A 26,640-nucleotide genomic window follows, 5' to 3' on the forward strand; every position below is an offset into this window, starting at 1 on the left:
TTTGTTGATGTGTAGCGCGGGTGGTAACCCACGTTAGGTTAGTCAATCCACGATTTGTAATATTTCCCGTCGTCAATCGCTACGGCCTGCTCGGTGAGCATGAGGGGCCGGAAGGTATCTACCATGACGGCGTATTCCTGCGTTTCTTTTTTGCCGATACTCCGCTCCATGGCACCCGGTGCCGGGCCGTGCGGAATACCGCCGGGGTGCAGGGTGATATGGCCGGGCGCAATGTCGTTGCGGCTCATAAAATCACCGTCGACATAATAGATAACCTCGTCGGAGTCGATATTTGAGTGGTTGTACGGAGCCGGAATCGCCTGCGGATGGTAGTCGTACAGACGCGGCACGAAGGAACACACTACAAACGAATCGGTCTGAAAAGTCTGGTGTACCGGTGGCGGCTGATGCACGCGCCCGGTAATGGGTTCGAAATTGAAAATCGAGAACCCATAGGGATAATTGTAGCCGTCCCAGCCAACCACATCGAACGGATGCGAGGCATAAACCAGCGAATGAAGCGATCCCTGTTTTTTGATCTTCAACAGGAAATCGCCGGTTTCGTCGTGCGTTTCCAGACTACCCGGACGAATGATGTCCCGCTCACAGAAGGGCGAATGTTCGAGCAGCTGGCCAAACTGATTCCGGTACCGCTTTGGCGTATAAATGGGCGAATGCGATTCAACGTACAACAGCCGATTATCGACCGAATCGAACTGAATCTGATAAATCACCCCACGCGGAATAACGAGGTAATCGCCATACTGAAATGGAATTGTCCCGAAGAGCGTTCGGAGCTTTCCGGAGCCGCGATGCACGAACAGCAGCTCGTCGGCATCGGCATTTTTATAGAAATAAGTCGTCAACGACTGACGAGGAGCCGCCAGCCCGAACACCAGGTCGTTGTTCATAAGCAGCGGCACCCGACTTTCCAGAAAATCATCGGCGGGTTCGACCTGAAACCCGAGCAACTTCCGGGATAGCATATTCTTCGGCACCGCCGGTTTGGGCGTCATGTCCACACTCTCCAGCACTTCGCGCACCATCGTTGGCCGATGAACGTGATACAGCAGCGACGACATGCCCTCGAAGCCAATGGTCCCAAACAACTGTTCGTAGTAAAACGGCCCGTTTTGCTGACCAGTCACTCCATCCGCAGCGCCACCGGGTCGGGCAAACTGGGTGTGGCGTTTGGGCGGAATCTGACCCAGCGTGTGATAAAAAGGCATGGCTGTAAAAGTTTAACCCGTTCGTTAATCAGATAAAACAGGCGATTGTGGTAGCGAATCCAGTTAGTTATTTTTATTTGCCACAACAACTATTGTCTAACACACAATTATAACGACAACTACTTAAAATGGTATATTGTTTAGATAAAATTTTATTAAACGGAGTAGCTACAAACAGGAATGCTTAAAATTTGCTTTGAATAGTAAAGCCCACCCCCTTTTTTTAATTTTGGGCGGGCAACGTTTTTTATACCTGAAGACTATTAACTGTTTAACGCGCCGGTTCGCCGGTGATCTCTGAAATGCAACCTACCCTTTTGATTCTGGCGGCCGGTATGGGCAGCCGTTACGGTGGTATCAAACAACTGGACCAATTTGGCCCCAATGGCGAAACCATTATAGATTATTCTCTCTTCGATGCCATCCGGGCTGGTTTTGGTAAGGTTGTCTTTATCATTCGGGAAGAACTCCGCCACGATTTTGAGGAAGTTTTTGGTGCTAAGCTAGCGGGTAAACTCGAGGTCGATTATGCCATTCAGGCGCTTGATTCGTATGTGCCTGCTGAAGTGGGCGAAGTACGACGTACCAAGCCCTGGGGTACCGGCCATGCCATGCTGTGCGCCAAAGATCATACACAGACTCCATTTGCAGTCATTAACGCCGATGATTTTTACGGTCTGGAAGCGTTTCAGCTCATCAGCAATTTCCTCACTACCGATACCAATGACGAGCTGCACGCCATGGTGGGCTATGAAGTCAAAAATACCTTGTCAGAAAACGGGTCGGTATCCAGGGGAGTTTGTGAAGTAGCCGAAAACGGCAACCTGATTTCCGTCATTGAGCGCACGAAAATTTATGAGCAGGAAAATGGTGCGACGGAGAAGAAGATTGTCTTTGAAGAAGCTGACGGCCTGACGCCACTGGCTCCTGACACGCCTGTCTCGATGAACTTCTGGGGCTTTAAACCAAGTGTGTTCCCGCTGGTGGAGCACCAGTTTGAGAGCTATGCCATCGCGAACATCAATTCGCCTAAGGCAGAATTTTACATTCCTACTGTGATGTCAAACCTGATTCAGACGGATACGGGTCACTGCAAAGTGTTCCGCAGTCAGTCGGCCTGGTTCGGCGTTACCTACCCCGACGATAAGCCCGTGGTGCAGGCTGCCCTGAAGCAGTTGCACGATGATGGAGCCTATCCGTCAACGTTGTGGTAAATAACATAAATAATGAGCCACAGCGTTTGACATTCAAGGTTTTACGTGCCGTAGCGGTCGGATGTTTACGTTTAGTAGCCATACCAGGAAGTCATAATAAGTATAGGTAAAAAGGTTTATTTACCACAGAGGCACAAAGTGCACAGAGGGCTCTTGATGAAACCTATGTGCACTTTGTGCCTCTGTGGTAAATAAACCTTTTTGCGTTTAATCACTGTAATCCTAACTCGTACGCTCGGGGAATTTCTCGACGATTCGCTCAGCTTCTTTCGTTAGTTTAGCCGCAATTTGAGCCGGGTCGCCAACGGCGTTTTGTACCGAACCCCGCCAAACCAGCTTGTGCGTACGGGCATCCACCATGTCGACGACCAGTGTACCCGCCTGGTACTGTTCCTGGGTGTATTGCTGACCACCCCAGCCCCACCAGCCGGGTCCCCAGCCGCCGTATCCCCAACGTCCCCAACCCATGTAGGGACCATAAAAAGGCGACGGTGTCGCTACGTTCCGGGTTTTATCCTCAACAAAAAAATGATAGCCTACCAATAAATCAGGGCGGGTTTGGACTTCATTCAATCCTTTCTGTTTTAACACGCCAGCCATCGTATTCTCCACATTCTCGGTGGCTATCTGATTGTAATACAATGGATTTTGTCCCGCTTTCACATCGTTGTCCATCCAGGCAAATGTCTTGTACTTGCTAAAATCAGCGCGACTGTTGCTGTCGACGGTTACGCGTGGTGCACAGCCATAAATCAATGCTAAAAAAGTAACTATACTCAGTAATCGCTTCATAACGTAGAGTTGTTTGTTGTTCACTCTACTTAACTTATAGTCTTATTCAAAGGTTTGTATTTTGTGAGGTAAGGTTCCTACTGCAACGTGGGATGTTTTTGGTGCCACTGGGTAGCATCCTGATACGCCTTTGCCACTGCCAGCACTTTTCCTTCTTCGAACAATTGCCCGTTGAATGTGATGCTGGTGGGTAGATTCTGCTTCGTAAACCCATTCGGCAATACCACGCAGGGATGACCCGTCAGGTTAGTGAGTGTCAGGTTCCCACCCGCGTAGGCCGGTGAGACATACACATCAATCCTGGCCGCTTTTAGCTGCGCGGCCATCTCATTGATGAGCTTGGTTCGGGCACGGTTTGCCTGTATGTACTCAACGGCGGGCACAAACCGCGCCGAGCGAAACGAATTTGGCCAGGCATTTTTTCCCTGCCGCACCATCAGGTCATCGCGGCCCGAGCGGGTCAGTTCATCGAAGGAGGCAGCCGCTTCAACCGTCAGCAAAAACGAAATACGGCCCGCCGGAACGCCCGTTGGCAAATCGAAAGGAACCAGTTCGGCCCCTAACGTTCGCAGCGTCTGTAGCGTGAGGGAGTCATTGGCCCGGTTGGGATAATTGCTTTCGAACGCCTTTTTCACGTAGCCGATCCGCATACCTTTCAAGGTGGTCAGCGGTGTATAACGGAACGGAGCCGCCATGACGGTAGGGTCGTTTCCATCGGGTCCGTAAATAGCATTGAACACGAGGGCACAATCTTCCACGCTCCGGGTAATGGGCCCGATCTTATCCATACTCCAGCTCAACGCCATAGCCCCGTGCCGACTCACCCGCCCGAAGGTGGGCCGCAGACCCGTGGTGCCGCAAACCGTCGATGGTGAAACAATAGATCCCAGTGTTTCCGTGCCTATGGCAAAGGGTAATAAGCCCGCCGACACGCTCGATGCCGACCCAGCCGACGAGCCGCTGGAACCGGCCGTGGTACTCCAGGGGTTGCGCGTCATGCCGCCAAACCAGACATCGCCCATCGCCAGGGCACCCAGCGTCATTTTGCCGCAGAGTACCGCACCCGCTTTTTCGAGTCGCTGAATAACGGTGGCGTCGACGTCAAGCGTCTGGTCTTTATAGGGCATTGCCCCCCAGGTTGTTTTGTAGCCTTTTTTAGCCAGCAGATCTTTCGCCCCATAAGGAATACCATGCAGCGGTCCCCGGTACTTACCCGCTTTCAGTTCGTCGTCGGCACGTTTGGCCTGACTCAGCGCCAGGTCCTCGGTCAACGTGATCACACAGTGTAGCTTAGGGTCGTACGTTTTGAGTCGATTCAGGAAAAACTTGGTAAGATCGACCGACGAAATCTGTTTTGTACGAATTAATTCGCCTAACTGCCCAACAGTATAAAATGCCAGCTCGTCGCGGTTTTGAGGCAATGAAACCTTTCCTGCTACCGACGCTTTGAACGATGATGGCCCGGTGGGCATAACAAACCCAGCCGGAAGCGGATTGAAGTACAGAGCGGGCGCAACATCATTAGGGAGATCAATTTTACGAAGGGCCTCGTAATTGGTGCGGGCGTTATTCAGGTTACCGAGCATCGAGTCGCGCTCGGCGGGGGTAAACTCAAGTCCGAAAACTTTGGCGGCTACTTCCACCATCTCGGTGGTCAGCGGTTTTTGGGGGTCGTCGTTGGTAATAAACGCACCAAGAAGAAAGCTGCTGGCGCAGGCAGTAAGCAGAAGTAAGCGTTGTTTCATTCGATTTGGCTTATTGATAAAGTAATAAGCCAAATTACGGCAGAAAGGGCGTTAGTCAGCCGCTAGCAATAAAAATTCTTCATGTAACCGAATTATCTGTGGCAGCAGCAACTGGCTCTCATCATTATCAACCACATAATCAGCGATCCGCAACCGTTCCGCATCGTCGATCTGACGATCAATAATATGCTGTATTTCAACTTCGGACCGGTGGGGGTCGCGTTGGCGAATACGGGCGATGCGCAACGCAACGGGTGCCTGAACCACAACTACCTTATCAAGTGAATTGTGGTCTCCGGCAGCTTTCATCAGGGCAGCTTCTTTTACCACATAGGGTTTGTCGGCGTGTTCAATTACCCAGGCGGCCGTATCGGCAAACACTCTCGGGTGGATAACGCCGTTAAGTGCCGCCAGCAGCGACGGGTCAGAAAACACCTGAGAGGCTACCCAGGCCCGGTTGTATTTTCCGGTGGCATCGTAGGCGTTGGCTCCCAGCACCCGCTGAATATCGGCTTTCAGAATTGGGTCGTGTTCTGTGAGCCATTTCGCCCGTTCGTCGGCCTCGTAAACAGGTATACCCAACGCCCTGAATACCTTGCAAACAACGCTCTTACCTGAGCCAATGCCGCCCGTTACGCCAATCTGGAGAGGTGTTTGCATGAGGGTGAAAGAGCCAAAGAATGAAAGAGCGAAAGAGTGAAAGAGTGAAAGAGCGAAAGAGTGGCTCACTGGTGAGTTTGCCACTCTTTCACTCTTTCACTCTTTCGCTCTTTCGCTCTTTACCGGAGGTGATAAGAGTTCGCCGACTTCGAAACTGACGGCAACCCGGTCGGCACTGGTGTGCAGGAGCGGGTGACGCAGTTGGTTCAGGGGCAGTTCTTCGTCGTAGTTATCGGAAATACGTTTGCGCGGAATGCGTACCCAGATTGTATCGGGCAAGCCACGAACCAGTTTGGCGGGGCCGTCGATTTGCAGGGTCCGGGGTGTCATGTTAATAACGCTCGATACCATGAACCGGGGAGCCATATCGAGGTGCATACTGTCGGGAAGCAGGCGTACCGTTTTCGTTAGCCGCCGGTCGAAACTCATGGCGAGGGTATCGGCAACCACGTAATTGACATGAAGTTTCTTGACCTGCTCCGCCAGAGCCGCTGCCAGCGATGACGTATTGATGGCCGTGGCCCGCAGTGGGTTCTGAACAATGTAATCGACGGGTTCGACACGGAAGGGCAACCACGAATGGCGCAGCAATCCCCAGCCATCGCTCGACACATTAACCCGCACCGCGTGCGGCAATGGCGAGGTGGCCACGAACGACGAGTCGTCGTAGACGAACCGAACGGGGTAGTCGACGTTTAGCGTATAGCCTTGTTTATTGAGGGCATTCAGAAACCAGAACAGCGCGGCTGCGCCTATGCACAGCAACGCCTTGGTGGGTTGAAACGAGCGGACGTTTTGAACGGTATTCACACGCTATTGTTTCTCAGCTTCAGCCGGTTTCACGGTTGCTTCCCGCGAGATGGATGTTTTCTCGAAGGTCATTTTAACACCCCGATCCACTTCAAGTGTCACGGTCGTGGCTTCAACGGAAGCGATCTTACCGTGTAAACCACCAATGGTTACCACATTATCCCCTTTTTTGAGGCTATCGACAAAGCTCTTCTGGTCCTTCTGCTTTTTCTGCTGCGGGCGGATCATGAAGAAATAGAACACACCAATGATAGCTACCCAAAGGAGCACATTATAGATCATTGAGGTGTTGGAGCCGGCTGCGGCCTGTAACAGAATTGACAACATGGGGGTCTTATTTTAGGATGTTTTGGTGGTATCGTCCTTGGCTTTCACCAGGGCTTTGAACTGAAGATCGGTCATGGACGGCTCGGTGTTGGCAAAGATGGTGATGGTTTTATTCTGTTGCCCCATCTTGCCCCGACTATTGAAGCGAACCCGTACCGACGACTTGGCACCGGGGGCCACCGGCTCCCGTGGCCACTCGGGCGTTGTGCAGCCACACGAAGCGGTGATGTTGTTGATAATCAACGGAAATTCACCCGTGTTCGTGAAGGCGAACACATGCTCAACGGTGTCGCCTTCCGTGAGGGTGCCGAAATCGTAAATGCCTGTTTCGGCAAACGTGATTCTGGGCATCTTGGCCGAGGCTGTTGCCTTGGAGGCCTGCCCCTGCTGCCGGTTATCGCAGCTTATCTGACTAAAGCTTATACCGCCAACGACTGCCAGTAGCAGCCACTTTTTAACTTGCATGGTAAAGATTCTCGTTATTTCGTTCAAGGTTCAAGGCTTCCGGTATCTGGTCAGGCGTGCCTCAGCCAGTCTGAAACCCCGAACCTGAAACTATAAACTACTACGCGTTTTGCTGCTTGATCTGGGCCATAAGCCGGTCAACATCTTCCAGCAAACGTTCGGCTTTCTCCCGAGCGTCGTTGACAACCCGCTGGCCTTCGTTTTTCGACAAATTTTCGGGAAGCTCCACGGAGTTGCCCAGCTCTTCCAGCAACTGGTTGATCTGCTCTCTGTACTTCGACAACCGGAACGACAACCGATCACGGGTGATTTTGCCCTTGTCGGGCGCATACAGTAATCCAACAAGAGATCCGGCAGCAATACCGGTCAGCAAAAAGGTTAAATCACGGCCAATTCTGCTCATTTTTCAAAAAAGTTTGTGGTTTTGGGACTTATGATAACATGTCTTCGGTATTGATTCCTCATGCACTGGCAATTAGGTAAATCAGCTTCCGCGAACTGTAACCATAAACCCCAAATGCCCTTATTTATTGTCCAGCAACCCACGCCCACTCTTCCGCAGACGCCCCGAAGCTTGTAGCTTCTCGGACAGGTTGTCTAAGATTCCATTGACAAATTTACCGCTTTTAGGCGTACTGTACGCCTTCGCCAGCTCGATATATTCATTAATCGTTACTTTGACCGGAATGTTTGGAAAACTGAGCAACTCACAAACGGCCAATTTCAGGATGATTTTGTCGATCATCGCCACCCGTTCAACATCCCAGTTCTGAAGCTGATCAGCCAGAAGTTGTTCATAGTCAGTGTCGTTCTCGATGGCTTTCTCAAACAGGGTGTTCAGGAACAGTTCATCCTCTTCCCAATCGTCGGTGAGCGGTTCGAGTTTCAGACCCGTCGGACTTTGAACCGATTTCAGCGTTCGAATGGCCAGTCCCCGCACCACTTCGCTGTTTTCGGCCCAGCTCAGGTCGATTTCAGACAGATGATCGCGGATAACCTCGTGCTTGAATATAAGGGTACGCAGCACATGTTGTGCCAATGCCTGATCTTCATCGGCGCTATGGGTGCGTTTGTCGCAGTAAGCGCGGTAGGTATCATCCGTTTTCAGGGCTTCGCGCAGGGCTTTGCGGACAAAGGGCAGATCATCGACCCACGAGATCCCGTGCCGAACGGCTTCGTTCGTCAACGGCTGGTGTTCCGACAGGGCCTGTATAACGGTATTATCGCTCAGGTTCGACTCGAAGGGGAAGGGTGTTTCGTCCACGTCGCGGTACTGGCGTTCGCTGTCGATCTTGGCCGCATGACCCAGTTCAACCAGCAGCAGCATTACCCGCAGATAATCGTCATAGATGCCGTTCACCTGCTTCAGCATCATCTGCGCCAGGTGCTGGCGATCTTTTCTCGTACGAATCTGATAAAACACAAACCCATCGTTAGCGGCTTTAAGCACGTTACGGGGGGCGTCGTCGTCCTGAGCGGATTGGTTGTTTTTGATGGCTTCTTCAAACAGAAGAGCGGCCAGTTTCCGGTAGCCTTCGAGTTGCCGCTTGTTCTGCGGCAGCATCGAGTTTAGGTCGGGTTGGAAAAGATCATTGATGCCGTCTACGGCTAGTTGTTGATTGGAGTATTCAGCCTGCCGAAGCGCATATATCGCCTGCATGACCTTTATTCGGAGTAGTCGCCTATTGAGCATCCCGCCTAAGTCTAATTTTGCTACCAGTATGAAAAAGAACTGCTTAAATCGGGTGCAAAAGTAGGAAGTTTCGGGGAGAAAGGCAAGCGGGGGAGTAAGTGAAGTGAGTGGAGTGGGTGAAATAGTGGAATGGGTAAAGTAAGTAGAAAAAAGAGACGGGCAAATAGCTAACTGGCTTCACCTGCTATCCTCACTCCACCCACTCCACTTACTCCACCCACTCCACTAACTTCCCTGCAACTTTTCGCCGTTCCGAGCGGTTACGAACAAAACGCTGCTGGTCTTATTGTGAAAGCACTTTCCTATTTAAATAAATACCTCCTCAAGTATAAATGGTACCTGATTTTGGGGACGCTCTTTACGGCGATCTCCAATCTGTTCGGTATTTTCCCGGCGCAGCTGGTGCGCTATGCCCTTGATCTGGTACGCGAAACGCTGGACATTTATTATCTCTACGATAAATCACCGCTTCAGTCGTCGCTCTATGAGGTGTTCACAGTGAGCATCCTGCTCTTTGGCGTCATGACCATTACCCTGGCCCTGCTGAAAGGGTTCTTTCTGTTTCTGGTTCGGCAGACGCTCATTGTCATGTCGAGGCATGTGGAGTATGACCTGAAGAACGAAATCTACGATCACTACCAGACCCTTCCGCTTAGCTTTTATCGTCAGCACAACACCGGCGACCTCATGGCGCGTATTTCGGAGGATGTCAGCAAAGTGCGGATGTACATTGGCCCGAGCATCATGTATGGCCTGAACCTGATCGTTCTATTCATTCTGGTCATCACGTATATGGTCAGCATCAACGCCCGGCTATCGCTGTATGTGCTGCTGCCCCTGCCGATTCTGTCGGTGGCGATTTACATTGTCAATAACATCATTATTCGTCGCTCCGAAGAAATTCAGCGGTCATTATCGCAACTGTCGACCTATGTGCAGGAAGCTTTTTCGGGCATCCGGGTGCTGAAAGCGTTTGTTCAGGAAGATAATTCTGCCAAAAAATTCGAGCTTGAAAGTGATGAGTACCGCAGCAAGTCACTGAGTCTGACGCGGGTCGATTCGCTGTTTTTCCCCATTGTCGCCATTCTGGTGGGCTTAAGCAATGTGCTGGTCATTTTTGTGGGTGGTCAGGAAATCATTGCCGGTCGACTCACACCGGGCAACATTACGGAGTTCATTTTATACGTCAACATGCTCACCTGGCCGGTGATGGCCCTCGGCTGGACCACCAGCCAGACCCAGCGGGCAGCCGCGTCCCAGCAGCGTATCAACGAATTTCTGAACATCAAAACCGATATCGTTTCGCAGAAGAATATCGAGCATTCGATCAAGGGCGAAATCGAATTCAAAAATGTCCGGTTTGTGTATCCCGACTCGGGCATCGTGGCCATCAAGAACTTCTCGATGCACGTTCGGGCGGGCGAAACAGTGGCCATTCTGGGAACCACCGGCTCCGGAAAAAGTACGCTGGCGAACCTGCTGACCCGTATGTACGACACGACATCGGGCGAAATTCGGGTCGACGGGATTTCCATCAAGGACTACAACCTGACGTCGTTACGAGGGCAGATGGGCTACGTGCCGCAGGACGTTTTTCTGTTTTCAGAAACGATCAGTAATAACGTTCGCTTTGGCAAACCCGACCTGCCGCAGGCCCGAGTCGATCAGGCCATCCGCGATGCCGACCTGTATCAAAACGTCTTGGACTTCCCCGAGCAGTTCGAAACCCGCGTGGGCGAACGGGGCGTCACGTTATCGGGCGGGCAGAAACAGCGGCTGAGTATTGCCCGTGCCATCGCCCGCGACCCCAGGATTCTGATTCTGGACGACTGCCTCTCGGCGGTAGATACTAACACCGAAAACATTATCCTCAACAACCTCCAGCGCATCATGGCCGACCGCACCTCGGTGGTGATTTCGCACCGTGTTTCGTCGGCGAAACTGGCCGACTATATCATCATGCTCGACAATGGGGAGATCGTGGAAGAAGGCACGCAGGAGGAACTCCTCGCCAAAAACGGTGCCTACCGCGAACTGTACGAAAAACAGTTGCAGACGGAAGAGGCTTAACGAACAAAGGGAACGTCACAGTCACCCACCCCCACAAGGAAACCGTCTATTACCACTCTTACTAAAGAAGCCCAATAAACACGCGTTTATTGGGCTTCTTCGTTTTTGACCAATCAGTAAATTTTAGTTCATCGTGTATGACTATTCTTTGTGTTGTCTTTCACCGTGCGTTACTTGACACAAAAATGATCATACAATCAATCTCCTTAATCCCGAACAGCACCAGACAAACGCGACCGGCAACTACCAATAGCACGGAACAATGCGTAAAGGCCGCTTACGGTACCGGTTTCGGTAATAGCTGTCTGTTTGCTAGCTCTTTGGTGATTTCCGAGAATGCGACGATGACTTTATTGATATACGACCTGTAAGCCAGATTTCTGCTTTTACTAACTCGTTCAACCTTACCGAATATGCGCTCTTTACGAATTACATCAATCCTTAGCTATGGCAGTTTATTCCTTGGGGGACTGCTGGCCGCTTGCCAGCCTCAGTCAACTCTGGCTCCTTCTGCACAGTCCCCTCAGGTAGTCCAGACGCCCCAGCCCGATTTCAAGCCTCTGGCTCCGACCCTTAGCTTGCCCGTCACCATCGATTACCATGACGACGGGGGTACGCTCGCATCACTCGTCTATCGCTCTACGCTGACTTACGACGGGCGAAATCGACTCCAGTCCATCAGCGATGAGCGGCTGGGCAGTTCAGGAAGCAGTTCGCCCTGGGTGCAGTTTACCTACACCGACAATCGGCTGACACGCATTGATCTAACGTCGATTTCGGTTAATGCTGACGCCCCTGTTGCCGATGAAGAAAAGCAACCGGCCCGGTTCGAACTCGCCTACTCGGGAAATGATGTAGCCGTTCGGTTACTGATTGGCGGCAAAGAGGTACAGCAAAGTTCACTGACCATTGATGAGCAGGGACTCCCCGTTAGAAACAGTTTGACACGACTCATATTTGACCCAAAGGGAAACCTGGATTGGGTGGCTCATTCCAGACAAAACCCGGTTAAGGGCACGGAAATTATTGAGCAACGGTATGACGATCAGCGGACGGTATTCAGTCAGGTACGCGAAATGCAGTTGCTGGAGGGTATTCTCAGCACGGTTAATCGACGGATTTATTCAAGTGGGCTGGTGGGTTTGGGCAGCAGTTTGACAACAAATAATTTGATTTACACCAAACGCAAGAATTGTGATCCTGCGTATGGCTGTCGTGAAATTGATGAAGTGATGATCAAGAAGTCGTTGGTCAATGATCAGGGCTTTCTAACCGAGTCAATCAATAGTCTGGGCGCCATGGGGTATTACCAGTTTAGTATTCGCTACAAGCAAGTGAATGGTTAGTTAGCGCATTTACTAGATACCACCAAGAAATTAACACATCATGTCAATCAGTGCCTGAGTAGCCCTCTGCAAAGAGAATAATCTATTACCGAAAGCGGATTGTAACATGCTATAGGCGGTAAGCTTGTTCTTGTACAATCCACAATTGGTTGACACCATTCTGTAATTGAATAACTTTTACTTCAACGCCGTCACCCATTCATCATGCCCGCAGTTGGCGCATTTATCTTCTTTTTCCTTTTGCTCCGATTCCGGTTTGGCGTTACCACAGTAAAGGCAGACAAGCTGGTCGGGTGCTTTTTCCTGCTGGTCAATAAAATCGGTGTCCCATTCGGGCAGTATGGACAGGCCCGGCTTGGGCTCGGGGGCTTCAATAAGCGTAAACTCACCGTTTGCCTCCATGTATAACCGCTTTACATGCCCCAAATGAGTAATACCGCTGGAACGGAGCTGCGCAAACAACAACTCGCGGGTTACGGTTGACTCCTTCATACCCGGCAATTGAATAACGGCATTTTCGACCAACGTGCTGATGCGACCCTGGGAGATCATTTCAAACGTCTGATTTCTGGACGCCCAATAGGAAATAAACCGCTGACGAACCACAACGATCAGGCCAATGACAAAAGGCGGCAGGAGGCCCCGCTGCGCATCCAGAATAGGAATCCCGATGGCAGCGGCCAGAGACACCATAGCGGCCATTTCGTTGCGGCTCAGTTGCAACGACATGCGTCGGCCCATCAGGCGCAAACAAACCATGAGCAGCCCATAAACGACGGCGGCCCGGATCAAAATCTCAACGTAAAACAAACCGGGCACGTCGCCGACGAGTATCCGGTGCCAGTCCGATAGATGAAGGTCTTCCTTATGCATGGAAATTTATAAAATAGCGTTTGCCCATTGGTCAGCCTGACAAACGGAACAATTACCGGGTTTTGGATGAGCGGGGATAGTGTTACCGCAATTGCCACAAGACAGATGATCCGTGGTCTGGTCATAAATCGACTGAATTTCAGCATCGCCCGGGGGTAAAACGGATAAGCCCGGTTTGCCTTTCTCGTCCTGATAGATACTGAACATTCCGTAAGCCTCCAGGTACAGGCGCTTTACCTTACCCAGATTATAGACGTTTTCACTTCGTAAAGCGGCATAAATCTGTTGGTGCGACAGGCGGTTTTCAGTCATCTGTTCCAATTGCAGGACGCCGTCTTTTACGAGTACGGTTGATGTTCCCTGAATTGTCTTTTCGGCTTTACTGTTCTGAAAACCCAGCCAATTGGTACCCCGCAAAAAACCCAGCGCACACACCAGAGCCAATATACCTGAGAGTATGCCCCTGTCTGGCAACTGCATGGCCGGTGCCAGAATAGCCCCCATCGTGAGCATAACGGCCAGTTCCAGATTGGTCAGTTGCCCATTCATGCGTTTCCCGAGCAACCGCATCACAACCAGGAGCACCAGGTAGATAATGGATGTACGGATAAACACTTCCAATAAAAACTCAACGGGCGCATCACCAATCAGAATTCGCTGCCAATCGCTTAGATGGATGTCTTCTTTCTGCATGACCGCTTAACTTTCTGATTATCTAAAAAGATTGATATAGAGAGAAGAATCTAAGTTTTTTCATATAACCTATAAAGTATGCCTAATTAATAGACCAGACAATCAGGAAACGGTCTTCCGGCTAACAGGATGGTTGATAAGGTGGTTGGTTTTATAGCGAAGAAAATCACTGCGTTATCAATGAAAAAACTAGCCCTACTTCTGTGTGTCGTTCTCCTTGTCGCCTGTCAGAAAGACGCCGATGACACTAAATCCAACAAAGTTCCTCCCGCCCCCATTCCAACCGATTTTATCGAAGAACTCTGGTATAAAAACGGACTCATTTACAGCGTCGATGTGGAAGTTTTTAAAGACTCCGACAAAGATGGCGTGGGCGATTTTAACGGGCTGGCCCAGCAACTGGACTACCTGAAAACAATGGGTGTCGAAACGATCTGGCTGGCCCCGTTTCAGCCCACGCCCAACAAAGATGATGGCTACGATGTGTCCGACTTTTACGGCATCGATACGCGCCTGGGTACCAATCAGGATTTTGATGCGTTTATGCAGCAGGCCAACAAAAAAGGCATTCGGGTGATGATGGACCTGGTCACCAATCATACCTCCGACCAGCATCCGTGGTTTCAGCAAGCCCGGCAACGCAATGATTCGCCCTACCGATCGTGGTATGTGTGGTCCAAAGACCGCCCAAAGAAATGGGATTCCGGTATGGTGTTTCCGGGTGTTCAGAAAGACATCTGGACCTTCGATAAACAGGCGGGTGAATATTACTACCACCGTTTCTATGAGTTCCAGCCGGACCTGAACATGCAGAACCCGGCCGTGCAGCGGGAAATGCGGAAGATTGTCCGATACTGGCTGGATAAAGGTGTCGCGGGTTTCCGGGTCGATGCCGTTCCGTTCCTGATCGAGGTGGCTAACAAGGATTTTGACCCCGACAAACCCGAACACCAGTTCGACATCATCACACAGTTGCACCAGTATATTCAATGGCACAAACGGGACGCTATTTTGCTGGGCGAAGCCAACGTCGACCCAAAGGAGCAGGAGCCTTTTTTTGGTAAGGAAGGCGAAAACATGCAGACGATGTTCAATTTCTTCGCCAATCAGCACCTGTTCTATGCCCTCGCCACCGGCGAAACTGAGTCGCTAAAAAAAGCGCTTACCGATACCCGAGGCATCCCGCCTACGGCTCAGTGGGCTCATTTTCTGCGTAACCATGACGAAATCGACCTGGGGCGGCTGAGTGATAAGGACCGGGATAAAGTCTACGCCCGCTTTGGCCCCGACACGACCATGCAGCTTTACGACCGGGGCATTCGTCGGCGGGTGGCCCCTATGCTGGGCGATCCCCGGCTGGTCGGGTTAGCCTACAGCGTTCTGTTTTCATTGCCGGGTATGCCGGTTATCCGCTACGGCGAAGAGATCGGTATGGGCGATGACCTGAGTCTACAGGAGCGGCTTTCCATCCGAACGCCCATGCAGTGGTCGAGCGGGCCAAATGCCGGATTTACGGAAGGGACCAAACCTGTCCGGCCCATCATTAGCCAGGGGCCTTACAGCTACACGAAAGTCAATGTAGCCGCCCAACGTGCCGACTCAGCCTCGTTGCTCAACCAAGTGACCCGATTCGCCCAATTACGGAAACAATGTCCCGAAATAGGCTGGGGAAACTGGAAACTCCTCGACACAGGGTCCAACCACGTGATGGCTATCCAGTACGATTACCAGGGCCGCTCGCTGCTGATGGTCTACAACTTCAGCAAGGAGCCGCAGCAATGCCAGATTCAAACCAGCTTGAAGACCAACGATCAATTGCTCAACTTAATGACAAAAGCAAAGAGTCAGATTGGTGAAAAAGGCAATTATCCGGTAAAACTGGCCGGTTACGGGTCCGGCTGGTACCGGCTGGCACGGTAATGTAGTCCACCCCTACCGAGGGCTACACCCCTACCGAGGGCTACACCCCCGGCAGGCACCGCCCCCCGGCAGGCACCGACCCCCGGTAGGCACCGACCCCCGGTAGGCACCGACCCCCGGCAGGAGCGAAGCCCCCGGGTTACACCGCCTGCCACAGGCACACTATCAAATTGTATTTAACTAAAAAACTTTTCCCCGAATCAATTGGTTGATATATCAACGTTAGTACCTTTGCACTATGATAACGGACCCTCCTATGGATGTACAGCAACGCATAGCGGCTCAACTGAGTCGGTTGGTTGTGTTCAATATTAATACGGTGGCTCATTTGCTCTCTCGGCGGACGAATAAAGAGTTGGCAAAACTGGGCTTCTCCCTACAGTTTGAGCAATTGCCCGTACTGTTTGTGGCCTACTTCTGGGGAACGGAGTTGCCCTCGCAGCAGGAAATCGCCAACCAGTTACAAAAGGACAAATCAGGCATACAACGCTCTATTCGCACATTAGAACGGGATGGCTACTTACGCGTTGTCGCCGATAACGCTGACAGACGCAAAAATCTGATTCAATTGACGCCCGCCGGTAAACTCATCATGGAGAAAATTCTGGAAACAGCCGACATGTTTGACCGCCAGTTGACAAGCCAGCTAACCACCGAAGAAGTCGATTCGCTCGTAAGCGTCCTGAAAAAAATCTCAACCATTCTAGATCAATAGTTCTCTTTTTTTGTTTTAATAGTTGATATGTCTACAGTTGATAGCTCAACTTTTGTATTTATGAGACGTAAAATTGCACTTGCCTTAGTCTTGCTGTCAGCACTACCAGCAGGATTATGGGCACAGACCCCCACCGGATTTCGACTGAAAGACTGCGTGGACTACGGTCTGAAAAACTTTGGCACAACCCGCATTGCGGAGTACCAGACCGAAAATGCGAACCAGCAGGCTCGGCAGGCGCTGGGCCTCTACCTGCCCCAGGTATCGGCTACCGGAACAGCCATCGACAACCTGAAGCTCCAGCAGAGTATCATTCCGGCGGGTGTGTTCGGGCCGGAACCCCGCGTGTTCATCATTGGTCAGAAATACCAGACGACGTTGTCAGCGCAGGCGACCCAAACTATTTTTGATCGCTCGCTGCTGCTGGGAATCAAAGCCAGCAAGCCGAACCAGCAACTGGCGCAACTGAACACCCGCAAAACGCGCGAAGACATTGTTTATAACATTGCCAGCAACTACTACCAGGTGTTTGTGGCCCAGCAGCAGATCGCCCTGCTTCGGGACAACCTCCAGCGGACGCAGCAAGTACTGAATATCCTGAAATTACAGCGGGACAACGGCGTAATTCAACCCGTCGACTACACCCGGACAGAAGTCAATTTCAACAGCACCCAGTCGCAGCTGAGCCTGGCCGAGAATGACCTGAATCTGGCCCTGAACCGGCTCAAGTACCAGATGGGTTTTCCCGCCGATCAGGCGTTGACCTTATCGGATTCCACACTGCTCAATCAACTGCCCACCATTGAACAAACACCCTTTGAGGCCCGTAGTCTGGTTTCTGTGCAGCAGGCCGAAACGAACCTGAGTTTGCAGCGTTTACAACTACAACGGATTAAAGCAGGCTACATACCCACCCTGAGCCTGACCGCCAGCTACGGTGCCGTTAACCTCGGTGCGCAAACCTTCGACAAGCTGTTCAGCAACTTCGTTGGATTTGGTAACGTGGGACTTCGGTTGAGTATTCCCATTTTCGACGGGTTACAGCGCGACGCGCAGGTACAGCAACAACGCCTGACGGTACTGACTCAGGAAGAACAGCAACGGCTGAATATTGCGGCTTATCGGCTCCAGTTCAACAACGCGCAGTCGCAGATTCAACGGGCGCAGACGAGCGTACAGACCGACGACCGCAATGTGAAACTGGCGCAGGAAGTGTACAACGTCACGACGCTTCAGTACAAACAGGGTACTAAATCACTGACCGATCTGCTCAACGCCGACACCTCTTACCGGCAGGCCCAGTCGAACTACATTAACTCATTGATCAACCTGTATCAGGCCCGGCTCGACCTGGAGCAATCGCAGGGTACACTCCTAAATTTCTATAACCAACTGTAACGCTATCACTGACTGCATTATGAAAAAGACAACGATTATCGTGATTGCCGGTATACTGGCTGTTGTATCACTGATCGGCTTTCGACTGGCTTCCAACAAGAAGGAAATTGATAAGAAGAACCAGATGCCGACCAATACGAATACAGCTATTCCGGTAACAGCCGCCACCGTGGCAGAGGCTACCGTGTCGCAGCAACTTATTAAAACCGGTAACCTGATTCCATTCAAAGAAGCCGACATCATGGCGACGGCGGCCGGTAAAGTGACGCGCGTGAATTTCGATCTGGGCTCATCGGTTCGGCAGGGGTCTACGCTCATTCAGGTCGACAGCAAACTCAAAGAACTGTCGCTGGAGGCCACGCAGCTGAACATCGAGAAGTTAAAGAAAGACGTGACCCGCTACAACACCCTCCTCGCGGGCAATGCCACCACCGAAATTCAGGTGAACGAAACCAGGTACAACTACGAGAACGCGGTGAACCAGGCCGAACAGATTCGGAAACAGATCCAGGATGCCGACGTAAAAGCGCCCATCAGCGGTCGGGTGGTGAAGAAAAACATTGAAGCGGGTGAGTACGTAAACGCCGGAACGGTATTGGGTACGGTGCTGGATATCTCGCGCCTGAAAGTACAGGTGCTGGTCAACGAAAAAGACGTGTACGCCCTGCGCGAAGGCCAGTCAGTGCGCGTTACGGCTGATGTATTCCCGGATCGGGTATTCAACGGCAGCATTTCGTACATCGCCCCACAGGGGAATGAAGAGCACAATTACCCGGTAGAAATTACGCTTGCCAATGGTGGTCTCCTCAAAGCGGGTACGTTCGTGAACGTCGATTTCTCGAAGAAATCCAACCAGCAGGCCCTGCAAATTCCCCGTACGGCACTGGTGGCCAGCGTCAAAAATCCCTACGTGTACGTGATCGAAGGCGGCAAGGCCCGTCAGCGTCAGATCAGTGTAGGCCGCGATTTCGGCGATACCATCGAAGTAACCAGCGGTCTGACAGCGGGCGAACAGATTGTAACAACCGGCCAGATCAACCTCAGCGACGGCTCGCCGGTTCAGGTAACGAAATAAACAGTAGCCATTGATAGCTAACAACTCTTTTCTATGTCAATTACCGAAATAGCCATAAAACGACCCCTGCTGGTGACGACCATCTTCACCGTGCTGGTTCTGTTTGGCTTTTTGAGCTATAAGCAGTTGTCTTACAACCTCCTGCCCAAGTTTGAAGCCAACGTCATTAGTGTTTCGACCGTGTACCGGGGGGCCTCTGCCGATGAGGTAGAGACCAACGTGACCAAACGGATTGAAGACGCCCTGTCGTCGCTGGAAGGGCTGGACCGGATCAACTCCACCTCGCAGGAAAGCGCGTCGATTGTGATTATTCAGCTGAAGAACGGCATCGACGTGAACCTTGCCCAGCAGGACGCCCAGCGGAAAGTAGACCAGATCGTGAACCTGCTGCCCGACGGAGCCGATAAGCCCACACTCAACAAATTCTCCACTGATGAATTGCCTGTTCTGCGGATGGGTCTGACGGCGAACCTCGCCCCGACCCAGTTGTACGACCTGATGGACGACAAGATAAAGCCTCAGCTGTCGAACGTGCCGGGTGTGGGTCAGATCAGCATCATTGGCGGGTCCGAGCGGGAAATTCAGGTGAACGTCAACCAGGAGAAACTGCGGGCCTATGGCTTGTCCATTGGGCAGGTGTCGCAAGCCATCAACGCGGCCAACGCGAGCTATCCGGCGGGTCAGCTGCAAACGCAGGAAAACCAGTATTCCATTCGTTTTGACGCTACGGTGGCTACCACCAACAAGCTTCGGAGCCTGATCATTGCCCGCCGGGCCGATGGAGGGCAGATTCTACTGCAGGATGTGGCCGAGGTAGTCGACGGTACGGCCGAAGCCACGGCTATCAACCACATCAATGCCCGCCCGTCCATCGGGGTTCAGGTGCAGAAACAGTCCGACGCCAACGCCGTCGACGTAAGCCAGCTGGTGCGCGAACGGATTACCTCCATCGAGAAACAATATGCCAACATTGGGCTGAAGTTCAACATTGCCGCCGACCAGTCGATCTACACGCTGGCGTCTGCTGAAGCGGTTGTCGACGATTTGTTTCTGGCCGTACTGATCGTATCGGTGGTTATGCTCATGTTCCTGCACAGTGTCCGCTCGTCGCTGTTCGTGCTGGTGGCGCTGCCGTCGTCCATGATCCCGACCTTCATCCTGATGTATGTGTTTGGCTTCTCGCTGAACCTGATGACCCTGATGGCCCTGTCGCTGGTGGTTGGTATTCTGGTCGATGACTCCATTGTGGTGCTGGAAAATATTAACCGGCACATGGAAATGGGGAAAGATAAGCGCACAGCCGCGCTCGATGGGCGGAATGAGATCGGCTTCACGGCCCTCGCCATTACGCTCGTGGATATTGTGGTGTTCGTGCCGCTGGCCTTAACGTCGGGTCTGATCGGGAATATCCTGCGGGAGTTTGCGCTCGTCGTGGTTTTCTCGACCCTGATGAGCTTGCTCGTATCATTTACGCTGACGCCTTTGCTGGTGTCGCGCTTCGGTAAGCTGGAAGTGCTGAATCCCAACACCCTCTGGGGCAAGCTGAATCTCGGCTTCGAGAACTTTCTGGACCGGTTGAAAGAGGCTTATGGCCGTATTCTGACATCGGCGCTGGGGCATAAACGCTGGGTATTTATTGCCGTCATTGTGTTGTTTGTCGGCTCAATCGCGCTGGTTCCCGGTGGTTTCATTGGAGCCGCGTTTATGCAGCAAAGCGACCAGGGCGAGTTTAACGTCAGCCTCGAACTGTCCCCTACGGCCTCCATTTATCAGACCAATCAGGTCTCGCAGCGGGTTGAGCAACTCCTGCTGAAACACCCCGAAGTAACGAACGTTTTCACCAACGTGGGCTACACCAGCAGTGGTATTACTACTTCTTCGAACAGCAACGTGGCCGATATGAACGTAAAGCTGGTCGATAAAAAAGCCCGGACCATGTCGACCGAAGACTTTGGCAGTGAGGTCAAACAGGAAATTGCCCGGATTCCCGGCGTTCGGGTAACGGTGAGCCCCGTTTCCATTGCCGGTGGTACGCAGGCCCCTATTCAGATTGCCATCAAAGGCACCGATCTGCCGTCTATACGGCAGGCAGCGGCCCAGGTTAAACAAGTGGTGGAGTCGATACCGGGCACGCAGGATGTGCAGTATTCCGTGAAAGACCCCAAACCCGAAGTAAACGTCCGGCTGAACCGGGAGCGGATGGCCCAACTGGGCATTAGCGCTACCGACGTAGGGCAGGCGCTGCAAATTGCCTTCCGGGGCGACGACCGGGCCAAGTTCAAGGAGAACGGCAACGAATACGACATCCTGATCAGCCTCGACAAGTTCGACCGGTCGAATGCCGCCGACATAAGCCGACTGACGTTTGTGAACAACCAGGGCCGTTCCTTCGAGTTATCACAATTTGCACGAGTTGAGCAGCAGGTGGGCGAAAGCGTGCTGCAACGTATCGACCGGCTATCGTCCATCTCGGTCAACTCGCAGGTAGTGGGTCGCCCATCGGGTTCGGTGGGGGCGGATATACAGGCGAAGATGGCGAATGTGAAACTGCCCGAAGGCATATCCATTCAGTACCTTGGTCAGTTACAGCAACAGTCCGACGCCTTTGGCAGCCTGGGTCAGGCGCTGATATTAGGGATTCTGCTGGTGTACTTCATCATGGTGGCCCTGTACGAAAGTGTGGTATATCCCTTCGTCGTGCTGTTCTCCATCCCGGTAGCGCTGGTAGGTGCGTTGCTGGCACTGGCCCTATCGATGCAAAGCCTGACGGTGTTCTCCATTGTGGGGATGATCATGCTGCTGGGTCTGGTAGCGAAAAACGCCATCCTGATTGTCGACTTTACCAACCAGCTGAAAGCCGAAGGAATGCCCGTGGTAGAAGCCCTGATCGAAGCAGGTAAGGAGCGGTTACGCCCTATCCTGATGACCACCCTGGCGATGATTGTGGGGATGCTGCCTATTGCGCTGGCGAGTGGTGCCGGTGCCGAAGTGAAGAACGGCATGGCCTGGGTCATCATTGGTGGTCTGAGCAGTTCGCTGGTGCTCACGCTGCTGGTTGTCCCATCGGTTTATCTGGTCGTCGACCGGATCATTGCCCGGTTCACGGGCAAGAAAACCCAGCCCAAAAAGCCACAGGAACTGACCGTAGCGAAGGCGATTAATTAGAGCCCTAATTAGTTGATAACGTTTTTATCATGCTGGCGAAGCCGATCAATCGGCTTCGCCAGCATTTTTTGTACTCTCAGTAATGCCGGGTCCTTAAACCAGCGGGGTTTCTCAAAACCAGGAAACCAGCCTTACACGACCTGCGGACGGGTCACGGCTCAGGTACATACCAGAATGGAATAGCCACCAACTCATCAGCCTCTTTTTTTCGGGGGTCCTGCAAGGCTATGCGGAGCAGGTTATGACCTGTTTTGAGATTGCCCGGCACTAATACCGTTTGCCAGCCACGTTGCTCCTGGCTCCCGGCTTTGGCAAAAAGCAGTTCAGGCTGGACGTAGACCGAATCGTTGACGGTGATGCGAATCAACCGACTGATCTGCTGATGGCTCCAGATAGCATACTGTTGCCGCCTGGCTTGCTTCGACAGCGTATCGCTCCAGGCAGGTTCGGGAGCCACTCGTGTGAGCAGCGTATCGAGGGCTTTGGGATAGGCAATGAACAAGCGCACGTAAGGCTCCCGAATTACGTCTGATTGAATGGAAGCCACGCTGATAAACGCACCCTCGGCACGTTGGTTATCGTAAGCCGTTGGCTCAATGTAAAGGCTATCGACACGAGCGGAATAGAGGTGTCGGTTGTTTAAACGACCGTTGTTGCGGGAGGCATCAGTCATGACCTCGACGGAGAGCACCACCAAAAACACCACCATGAAAATCACTATCGTCTGAGATAACTTTCCAGGTTGGATATTGCTGTAAAATGTGTTGGTGACGTATGAAGTATGCTTGTACATAAATAGACGGCTCCCTTTCGTTAGCCGGTAATGGAGTTGCATACCCCTTGGCGTTTCTTTTACCTTTTTTAGATTCAGTACAATAATGGCCAGGTAGAATAGAACTACCAGCGCAGCGCCAGCAATTTTGATTCCATACCAAACGTCGGCAGGGACGTTTGGCTGAACGACCAGGTAGATCAATAGCCCCATCACATACAAAAAGGCTATCACGATCAGTAGAAATGCCATCTGAAAGGCGAGCGCAAACACGATGTTACACCGTTTATCGAGCCAGAGAATATAACGATCGAGAGGTCCAAATTCATCGGCCATGCGTTGCTGCGAATAGGGTGTTGCGAATGGAAGACGATCGTAGCGGATACCCGTCGGAAAAACGGCCAGTAAACCCACAAGCCCCACCCAGAAAGCCCGCATCACGAAGTTGGCCAGAAAGGCCGCAAACAAGACGTAACAAGTGGCCCGGATCATGCTGTAGGCGAGTGACGGCAACATACCCGCTATCCCGTTGGCCTGGGTCAGGTAATTAAACTGGATGTAACCAAACGCGGAGTCGAGCAGGTCGGGCAACTGCAGGATAGCAAACATGGCAACCCCGGAAATAGCTAATTCAAGGTTCCAGCTTTGGGCGGTCAATTCCTTTAGCTTGTCCTGCTCTTCAGGCGTAAGTGGCGAAGTAGGCGGTAAGTTTTCGTCAGACATGGATAATCGCGAACGTTGATAATTAAGGCCCAAACGGCTGTTTTTATGCCCGTCAAGTAAAGCGATAATTCTAGTTTATCCTATTGCCGCATTCAAAAAATTGGCGTGCCATCTTCCCGTAATCAAAACAAGCCGCCGGGGCGTATGGTAAAATACCCCGGCGGCTTGTCATCCGTCTACGATACAACGCTTTCCTATTCCAGAAACGGCGTTACAATAGCCGTCACCTGCTCTTTTGTCAGTGGCTCGTCGAATGCTTCGGTGAGGCCTTCGAGGGGCACTTGCCCTGCCAGCAGTTCAGCCAGGTTGATACCTTTCTGTACCACATTATCGTCGCCCATGTAAACGGCTGCGGCTGCCTGAGGCAAACCCGATGGACTGGCCAGCGGAATCCATCCTTTCTGACCACGCAGGTACCGAATTCGGGCCGCATGCGTTGCCTCCGTGGCGTGAATGCGCAAGGCCGTTTCCAGAATGGGTTTGGCATTCATCAGGTTAGGCGCCTGTCCTTTGTAGGCCCGCACACCCGTATCCTCAAACGCCTGCGATACCGCAGCGAAGGTCTGGAAATTAGAGAACACATCCGGAAAATTCCCTTTGCCCGTGTAGTCGAAGCGGGGTTTGGCAATAGCCCTGGCTCCCAGTACCATCTTCAGCAGCTTAACGTGCAGCTCCTCATGCCGGCGAATGTATTCGAAGGCCAGTTTGTCCTGATCCGGAATCAGACCGGGTACGTTGGTGCCAAATTCGTAGAAATCAGATTCCAGGTATTCAAGCAGTAAGGCAAAATTCAGCACATCGACTACATTCTGAGGCAGTTCACTGCTTTGTCCGTAGCTTTTGGTGAGGGCTGAGGCCAGGATAGCCGGAGCCGCTACGGCCACTGTTTTACGAGTCAGTGAGCTGAAAAGGCCCCGACGTGATACATGCTCCAACCGGTCGAAGAAGTCGCTATCAACCTTTTCGAGTTCGGTAAAAATAGATTGTAAATTCATGAGTATTCAGAAGGGTTAGGAGAGGTTGGTCGGGAGGTTATGCGCATCGATGGTTTCAAGCACGTATTTCTGCGCTTTGGGAAGCACCTCAGACGGTTCGAGCTTGATGAACAGCCCCTCAGGTACAATGTTATCGCCCGAAAAAGCGGTTTGGTTCGGGTATTCCATCTCGCGGATAATGGACACGTGCCGGGCTTCGACAGACACAATCTTGCCCGCTACCGCCAGATTTTCGGGGTCCGTCAGGTACTTACCTCCCCCATTGTAGGCAGCCGTGCCGAGTTCAGCAAACATCCTCGACGCTTCCAGCACATCGGTACGCTGGCGGAAATTAATGTCGCTGAAGTTGAGCGTCAGATCCGGAATACCGGCACTACCCAATGCCGCCCGGTAAAAAGCACGGTGGGTTACTTCATGATTACGCAAATCCTGAAACAGCATCATCTCCATGGCGGTCATGCCTTCGTACGGATTGGCCAGCACCAATTCATAAAAGCGGGATTCGATCTGTTCCAGCACAAAGGCGTAGTTCAAAATACCAAGGTCGCCACCCGGTAAGGTGATCACATCGCCCGCTACCCGACCCCGCTCGGGACTAACTTGTACATCGGCTGTTGAACAGGCCGTGAGCAACCCGCCCGTTACGGCAGCTGCGCCAACAGTCCGCAGAAATGACCGTCGCCGGCCATCTATCAATGTGGGTGCTGTTTGTTTGAAATCGTTGATGTTTTTCATTGAGTAAAGTAAAAAATAGTACTACTGTAGATTCATTTCGTACAGTTACCCTAACCAATGAAAGAATGTTTATAAATTGAGGTAGCGGGGCTGGACATGAGCCATTGGTTTATAAATGATTACACTGAATTTCTGAGAGGCCAGTACCCAGGGCTTTTGTCGTCTTTAGTCCAGTTAATGAGCAACGGTTATTGCCCGGTCGGACGAGTTGGCAACAGCTTTGCCCGGCCAGCGCGAAAATTGGTTCGTCGACGTAGGAATTTTTATCAGGAAAGGGTATAGTTCAGGGGCGGTAAGCTAACGGTCTCCCACCAATAGGTGCGTAACTCCCGAAAATAGGTAATCCACTCGTCAAACGTAATGGGCTTAATCATGTAAGAAGAAGCGCCTAATGAATAGGCTTCCATAACATCGCTACGAACAGCCGATGAACTGAGAATAACAATTGGAATCTGACAAAACGGAACAGGCATTTTTTTAATTTGTTGCAGCAGTCCCCAGCCATCTTTGCTATCCGGCAAATATAAATCCTGAAGAATCAGTTTAGGGATTTCCCACTCTTCATAGCGCCAGGTATTCAGTAATGCCAATGCCTGTTCGGGAGAAGAAACCCGTTCGGCCACCACCTCCGAAAGGCAGTGTTGTAGGGCTCGTTTGATCAGAACCCAATGATCATCGCTATCCTCAACGATCAATACTTTCGCTCGCCTGAAATTGGCCTTTATCCTGGACTCCTCATCATTAATTTTCATATCACATAGGGAGATATCTGAACATTAAAGTCATTAACTCCCTATAAAATACATTTGCTCTCATCGTTAATTTTATGCATAAAGTTTTTGTATACGTATAGGCTCTACGTATAAATATATTTCTTCATACTTCAGATTGGAAAAATAATTAAAGTACAATGTTTTTTCTTCATGTCGGTGTAACTTAACAACTTATCATTTTAACCAATTTTACATTAAAAAAAACATTAAACGAAACATAATCAAACCAATATAAAGGATTACCAAAACGGTGTATCTCAGGTTAATCGACAGCTCATTACATACATCATTGTTTAAATAATTATACTCAGGTAATTAGCCTTTTTTTGCCATCAGACATCAATTTTTTAATCAAAATACAACAAGATTATGAGGACCGTTACCTTACTTTTTATAGCTACATTCAGGTAAGTTAACAGAACTTTTCCTCAAAGAATTTATTTGTCTACTTT

Annotated in this window: 23 protein-coding genes; 8 read left to right on the plus strand and 15 right to left on the minus strand. The window is 51.4% G+C overall.

What is annotated here, in order from left to right; all coding sequences use genetic code 11:
• Window positions 1–38: 38 nt before the first annotated feature.
• Complete coding sequence (locus ACYVK4_RS08820; RefSeq protein WP_461127125.1) at window positions 39–1,229, minus strand: homogentisate 1,2-dioxygenase; 1,191 nt, start codon at window positions 1,227–1,229, stop codon at window positions 39–41.
• Between the two features lie 302 nt (window positions 1,230–1,531).
• Between ACYVK4_RS08820 and ACYVK4_RS08825 the strand changes: the two genes are divergently transcribed.
• Window positions 1,532–2,443, plus strand: coding sequence for a nucleotidyltransferase family protein (locus tag ACYVK4_RS08825; protein ID WP_461127126.1), 912 nt, complete (start codon window positions 1,532–1,534; stop codon window positions 2,441–2,443).
• A 222-nt stretch (window positions 2,444–2,665) separates the two neighbouring features.
• Here ACYVK4_RS08825 and ACYVK4_RS08830 read toward each other — a convergent pair whose 3' ends face one another.
• The 8 genes from ACYVK4_RS08830 to nusB form a co-directional block, all read right to left on the minus strand.
• Window positions 2,666–3,235, minus strand: coding sequence for a DUF4136 domain-containing protein (locus ACYVK4_RS08830; RefSeq protein ID WP_461127127.1), 570 nt, complete (start codon window positions 3,233–3,235; stop codon window positions 2,666–2,668).
• Window positions 3,236–3,312: 77 nt separating this feature from the next.
• Complete coding sequence (locus ACYVK4_RS08835; protein ID WP_461127128.1) at window positions 3,313–4,980, minus strand: amidase; 1,668 nt, start codon at window positions 4,978–4,980, stop codon at window positions 3,313–3,315.
• 51 nt (window positions 4,981–5,031) lie between these two features.
• Window positions 5,032–5,640, minus strand: a complete 609-nt coding sequence (gene coaE, locus ACYVK4_RS08840; protein WP_461127129.1) for a dephospho-CoA kinase — start codon at window positions 5,638–5,640, stop codon at window positions 5,032–5,034.
• Between the two features lie 96 nt (window positions 5,641–5,736).
• Window positions 5,737–6,450, minus strand: a complete 714-nt coding sequence (locus tag ACYVK4_RS08845; protein WP_461127130.1) for a YbbR-like domain-containing protein — start codon at window positions 6,448–6,450, stop codon at window positions 5,737–5,739.
• A gap of 3 nt (window positions 6,451–6,453) precedes the next feature.
• Entirely contained in the window at window positions 6,454–6,777 is a 324-nt protein-coding gene (yajC, locus tag ACYVK4_RS08850; protein WP_461127131.1) for a preprotein translocase subunit YajC, read from the minus strand.
• 12 nt (window positions 6,778–6,789) lie between these two features.
• Window positions 6,790–7,242: a DUF1573 domain-containing protein gene (locus tag ACYVK4_RS08855; RefSeq protein WP_461127132.1), complete on the minus strand. Its 453-nt coding sequence runs from the start codon at window positions 7,240–7,242 to the stop codon at window positions 6,790–6,792.
• Window positions 7,243–7,342: 100 nt separating this feature from the next.
• Window positions 7,343–7,645 (minus strand): YtxH domain-containing protein, encoded by a 303-nt coding sequence (locus tag ACYVK4_RS08860; protein ID WP_461127133.1) that lies wholly within the window; start codon window positions 7,643–7,645, stop codon window positions 7,343–7,345.
• A gap of 120 nt (window positions 7,646–7,765) precedes the next feature.
• Window positions 7,766–8,902, minus strand: coding sequence for a transcription antitermination factor NusB (gene nusB, locus ACYVK4_RS08865; RefSeq protein WP_461127134.1), 1,137 nt, complete (start codon window positions 8,900–8,902; stop codon window positions 7,766–7,768).
• Window positions 8,903–9,223: 321 nt separating this feature from the next.
• On the opposite strand from nusB, the gene ACYVK4_RS08870 reads away from it, so the two are divergent.
• Together ACYVK4_RS08870 and ACYVK4_RS08875 are read left to right on the plus strand one after the other, a co-directional pair.
• Window positions 9,224–11,005 carry an ABC transporter ATP-binding protein gene (locus ACYVK4_RS08870; protein WP_461127135.1) on the plus strand — a complete coding sequence of 594 codons (1,782 nt, stop codon included), beginning with the start codon at window positions 9,224–9,226 and terminating at the stop codon, window positions 11,003–11,005.
• Between the two features lie 413 nt (window positions 11,006–11,418).
• The gene (locus ACYVK4_RS08875) at window positions 11,419–12,351 is read left to right on the plus strand and encodes a hypothetical protein (protein ID WP_461127136.1); all 933 of its coding nucleotides are present in this window, start codon (window positions 11,419–11,421) and stop codon (window positions 12,349–12,351) included.
• A gap of 177 nt (window positions 12,352–12,528) precedes the next feature.
• Here ACYVK4_RS08875 and ACYVK4_RS08880 read toward each other — a convergent pair whose 3' ends face one another.
• Together ACYVK4_RS08880 and ACYVK4_RS08885 are read right to left on the minus strand one after the other, a co-directional pair.
• Entirely contained in the window at window positions 12,529–13,224 is a 696-nt protein-coding gene (locus tag ACYVK4_RS08880; protein ID WP_461127137.1) for a DUF421 domain-containing protein, read from the minus strand.
• Window positions 13,225–13,230: 6 nt separating this feature from the next.
• Window positions 13,231–13,917 carry a DUF421 domain-containing protein gene (locus ACYVK4_RS08885; RefSeq protein ID WP_461127138.1) on the minus strand — a complete coding sequence of 229 codons (687 nt, stop codon included), beginning with the start codon at window positions 13,915–13,917 and terminating at the stop codon, window positions 13,231–13,233.
• Window positions 13,918–14,097: 180 nt separating this feature from the next.
• Here ACYVK4_RS08885 and ACYVK4_RS08890 point away from each other — a divergent pair, with 180 nt between their 5' ends.
• The 5 genes from ACYVK4_RS08890 to ACYVK4_RS08910 all read left to right on the plus strand — a co-directional run bounded on the left by ACYVK4_RS08890 (window position 14,098) and on the right by ACYVK4_RS08910 (window position 22,190).
• On the plus strand, window positions 14,098–15,837 hold the full coding sequence (locus tag ACYVK4_RS08890) for an alpha-amylase family protein (protein ID WP_461127139.1): 1,740 nt from the start codon (window positions 14,098–14,100) through the stop codon (window positions 15,835–15,837).
• Window positions 15,838–16,075: 238 nt separating this feature from the next.
• Window positions 16,076–16,552: a MarR family winged helix-turn-helix transcriptional regulator gene (locus ACYVK4_RS08895; RefSeq protein ID WP_461127140.1), complete on the plus strand. Its 477-nt coding sequence runs from the start codon at window positions 16,076–16,078 to the stop codon at window positions 16,550–16,552.
• Window positions 16,553–16,612: 60 nt separating this feature from the next.
• Window positions 16,613–17,950: a TolC family protein gene (locus tag ACYVK4_RS08900; RefSeq protein WP_461127141.1), complete on the plus strand. Its 1,338-nt coding sequence runs from the start codon at window positions 16,613–16,615 to the stop codon at window positions 17,948–17,950.
• Between the two features lie 19 nt (window positions 17,951–17,969).
• Window positions 17,970–19,025, plus strand: coding sequence for an efflux RND transporter periplasmic adaptor subunit (locus ACYVK4_RS08905; protein WP_461127142.1), 1,056 nt, complete (start codon window positions 17,970–17,972; stop codon window positions 19,023–19,025).
• 33 nt (window positions 19,026–19,058) lie between these two features.
• Window positions 19,059–22,190, plus strand: coding sequence for an efflux RND transporter permease subunit (locus ACYVK4_RS08910; RefSeq protein ID WP_461127143.1), 3,132 nt, complete (start codon window positions 19,059–19,061; stop codon window positions 22,188–22,190).
• A gap of 151 nt (window positions 22,191–22,341) precedes the next feature.
• Here ACYVK4_RS08910 and ACYVK4_RS08915 read toward each other — a convergent pair whose 3' ends face one another.
• The 4 genes from ACYVK4_RS08915 to ACYVK4_RS08930 form a co-directional block, all read right to left on the minus strand.
• The gene (locus tag ACYVK4_RS08915) at window positions 22,342–23,685 is read right to left on the minus strand and encodes a hypothetical protein (RefSeq protein ID WP_461127144.1); all 1,344 of its coding nucleotides are present in this window, start codon (window positions 23,683–23,685) and stop codon (window positions 22,342–22,344) included.
• A gap of 194 nt (window positions 23,686–23,879) precedes the next feature.
• A complete protein-coding gene (locus ACYVK4_RS08920; protein WP_461127145.1) occupies window positions 23,880–24,680 on the minus strand; it encodes a ferritin-like domain-containing protein in 801 nt (266 codons plus the stop codon).
• A gap of 15 nt (window positions 24,681–24,695) precedes the next feature.
• Window positions 24,696–25,415: a ferritin-like domain-containing protein gene (locus tag ACYVK4_RS08925; protein ID WP_461127146.1), complete on the minus strand. Its 720-nt coding sequence runs from the start codon at window positions 25,413–25,415 to the stop codon at window positions 24,696–24,698.
• Window positions 25,416–25,681: 266 nt separating this feature from the next.
• Entirely contained in the window at window positions 25,682–26,167 is a 486-nt protein-coding gene (locus ACYVK4_RS08930; protein ID WP_461127147.1) for a response regulator, read from the minus strand.
• Window positions 26,168–26,640 lie beyond the last annotated feature (473 nt).

The sequence above is a fragment of the Spirosoma aerophilum genome, assembly GCF_054782495.1.

Bases quoted from the DNA above. Each gene is read 5' to 3' on its own strand.
- ACYVK4_RS08920 (WP_461127145.1), bottom strand. From the start codon at position 24,680: ATGAATTTACAATCTATTTTTACCGAACTCGAAAAGGTTGATAGCGAC.
- ACYVK4_RS08880 (WP_461127137.1), bottom strand. From the start codon at position 13,224: ATGCATAAGGAAGACCTTCATCTATCGGACTGGCACCGGATACTCGTC.
- ACYVK4_RS08895 (WP_461127140.1), top strand. From the start codon at position 16,076: ATGATAACGGACCCTCCTATGGATGTACAGCAACGCATAGCGGCTCAA.
- ACYVK4_RS08930 (WP_461127147.1), bottom strand. From the start codon at position 26,167: ATGAAAATTAATGATGAGGAGTCCAGGATAAAGGCCAATTTCAGGCGA.
- ACYVK4_RS08900 (WP_461127141.1), top strand. From the start codon at position 16,613: ATGAGACGTAAAATTGCACTTGCCTTAGTCTTGCTGTCAGCACTACCA.
- ACYVK4_RS08890 (WP_461127139.1), top strand. From the start codon at position 14,098: ATGAAAAAACTAGCCCTACTTCTGTGTGTCGTTCTCCTTGTCGCCTGT.
- ACYVK4_RS08835 (WP_461127128.1), bottom strand. From the start codon at position 4,980: ATGAAACAACGCTTACTTCTGCTTACTGCCTGCGCCAGCAGCTTTCTT.
- ACYVK4_RS08925 (WP_461127146.1), bottom strand. From the start codon at position 25,415: ATGAAAAACATCAACGATTTCAAACAAACAGCACCCACATTGATAGAT.
- ACYVK4_RS08860 (WP_461127133.1), bottom strand. From the start codon at position 7,645: ATGAGCAGAATTGGCCGTGATTTAACCTTTTTGCTGACCGGTATTGCT.
- nusB (WP_461127134.1), bottom strand. From the start codon at position 8,902: ATGCAGGCGATATATGCGCTTCGGCAGGCTGAATACTCCAATCAACAA.
- ACYVK4_RS08855 (WP_461127132.1), bottom strand. From the start codon at position 7,242: ATGCAAGTTAAAAAGTGGCTGCTACTGGCAGTCGTTGGCGGTATAAGC.
- ACYVK4_RS08915 (WP_461127144.1), bottom strand. From the start codon at position 23,685: ATGTCTGACGAAAACTTACCGCCTACTTCGCCACTTACGCCTGAAGAG.
- ACYVK4_RS08885 (WP_461127138.1), bottom strand. From the start codon at position 13,917: ATGCAGAAAGAAGACATCCATCTAAGCGATTGGCAGCGAATTCTGATT.
- ACYVK4_RS08875 (WP_461127136.1), top strand. From the start codon at position 11,419: ATGCGCTCTTTACGAATTACATCAATCCTTAGCTATGGCAGTTTATTC.
- ACYVK4_RS08825 (WP_461127126.1), top strand. From the start codon at position 1,532: ATGCAACCTACCCTTTTGATTCTGGCGGCCGGTATGGGCAGCCGTTAC.
- coaE (WP_461127129.1), bottom strand. From the start codon at position 5,640: ATGCAAACACCTCTCCAGATTGGCGTAACGGGCGGCATTGGCTCAGGT.
- ACYVK4_RS08910 (WP_461127143.1), top strand. From the start codon at position 19,059: ATGTCAATTACCGAAATAGCCATAAAACGACCCCTGCTGGTGACGACC.
- ACYVK4_RS08905 (WP_461127142.1), top strand. From the start codon at position 17,970: ATGAAAAAGACAACGATTATCGTGATTGCCGGTATACTGGCTGTTGTA.
- yajC (WP_461127131.1), bottom strand. From the start codon at position 6,777: ATGTTGTCAATTCTGTTACAGGCCGCAGCCGGCTCCAACACCTCAATG.
- ACYVK4_RS08830 (WP_461127127.1), bottom strand. From the start codon at position 3,235: ATGAAGCGATTACTGAGTATAGTTACTTTTTTAGCATTGATTTATGGC.
- ACYVK4_RS08820 (WP_461127125.1), bottom strand. From the start codon at position 1,229: ATGCCTTTTTATCACACGCTGGGTCAGATTCCGCCCAAACGCCACACC.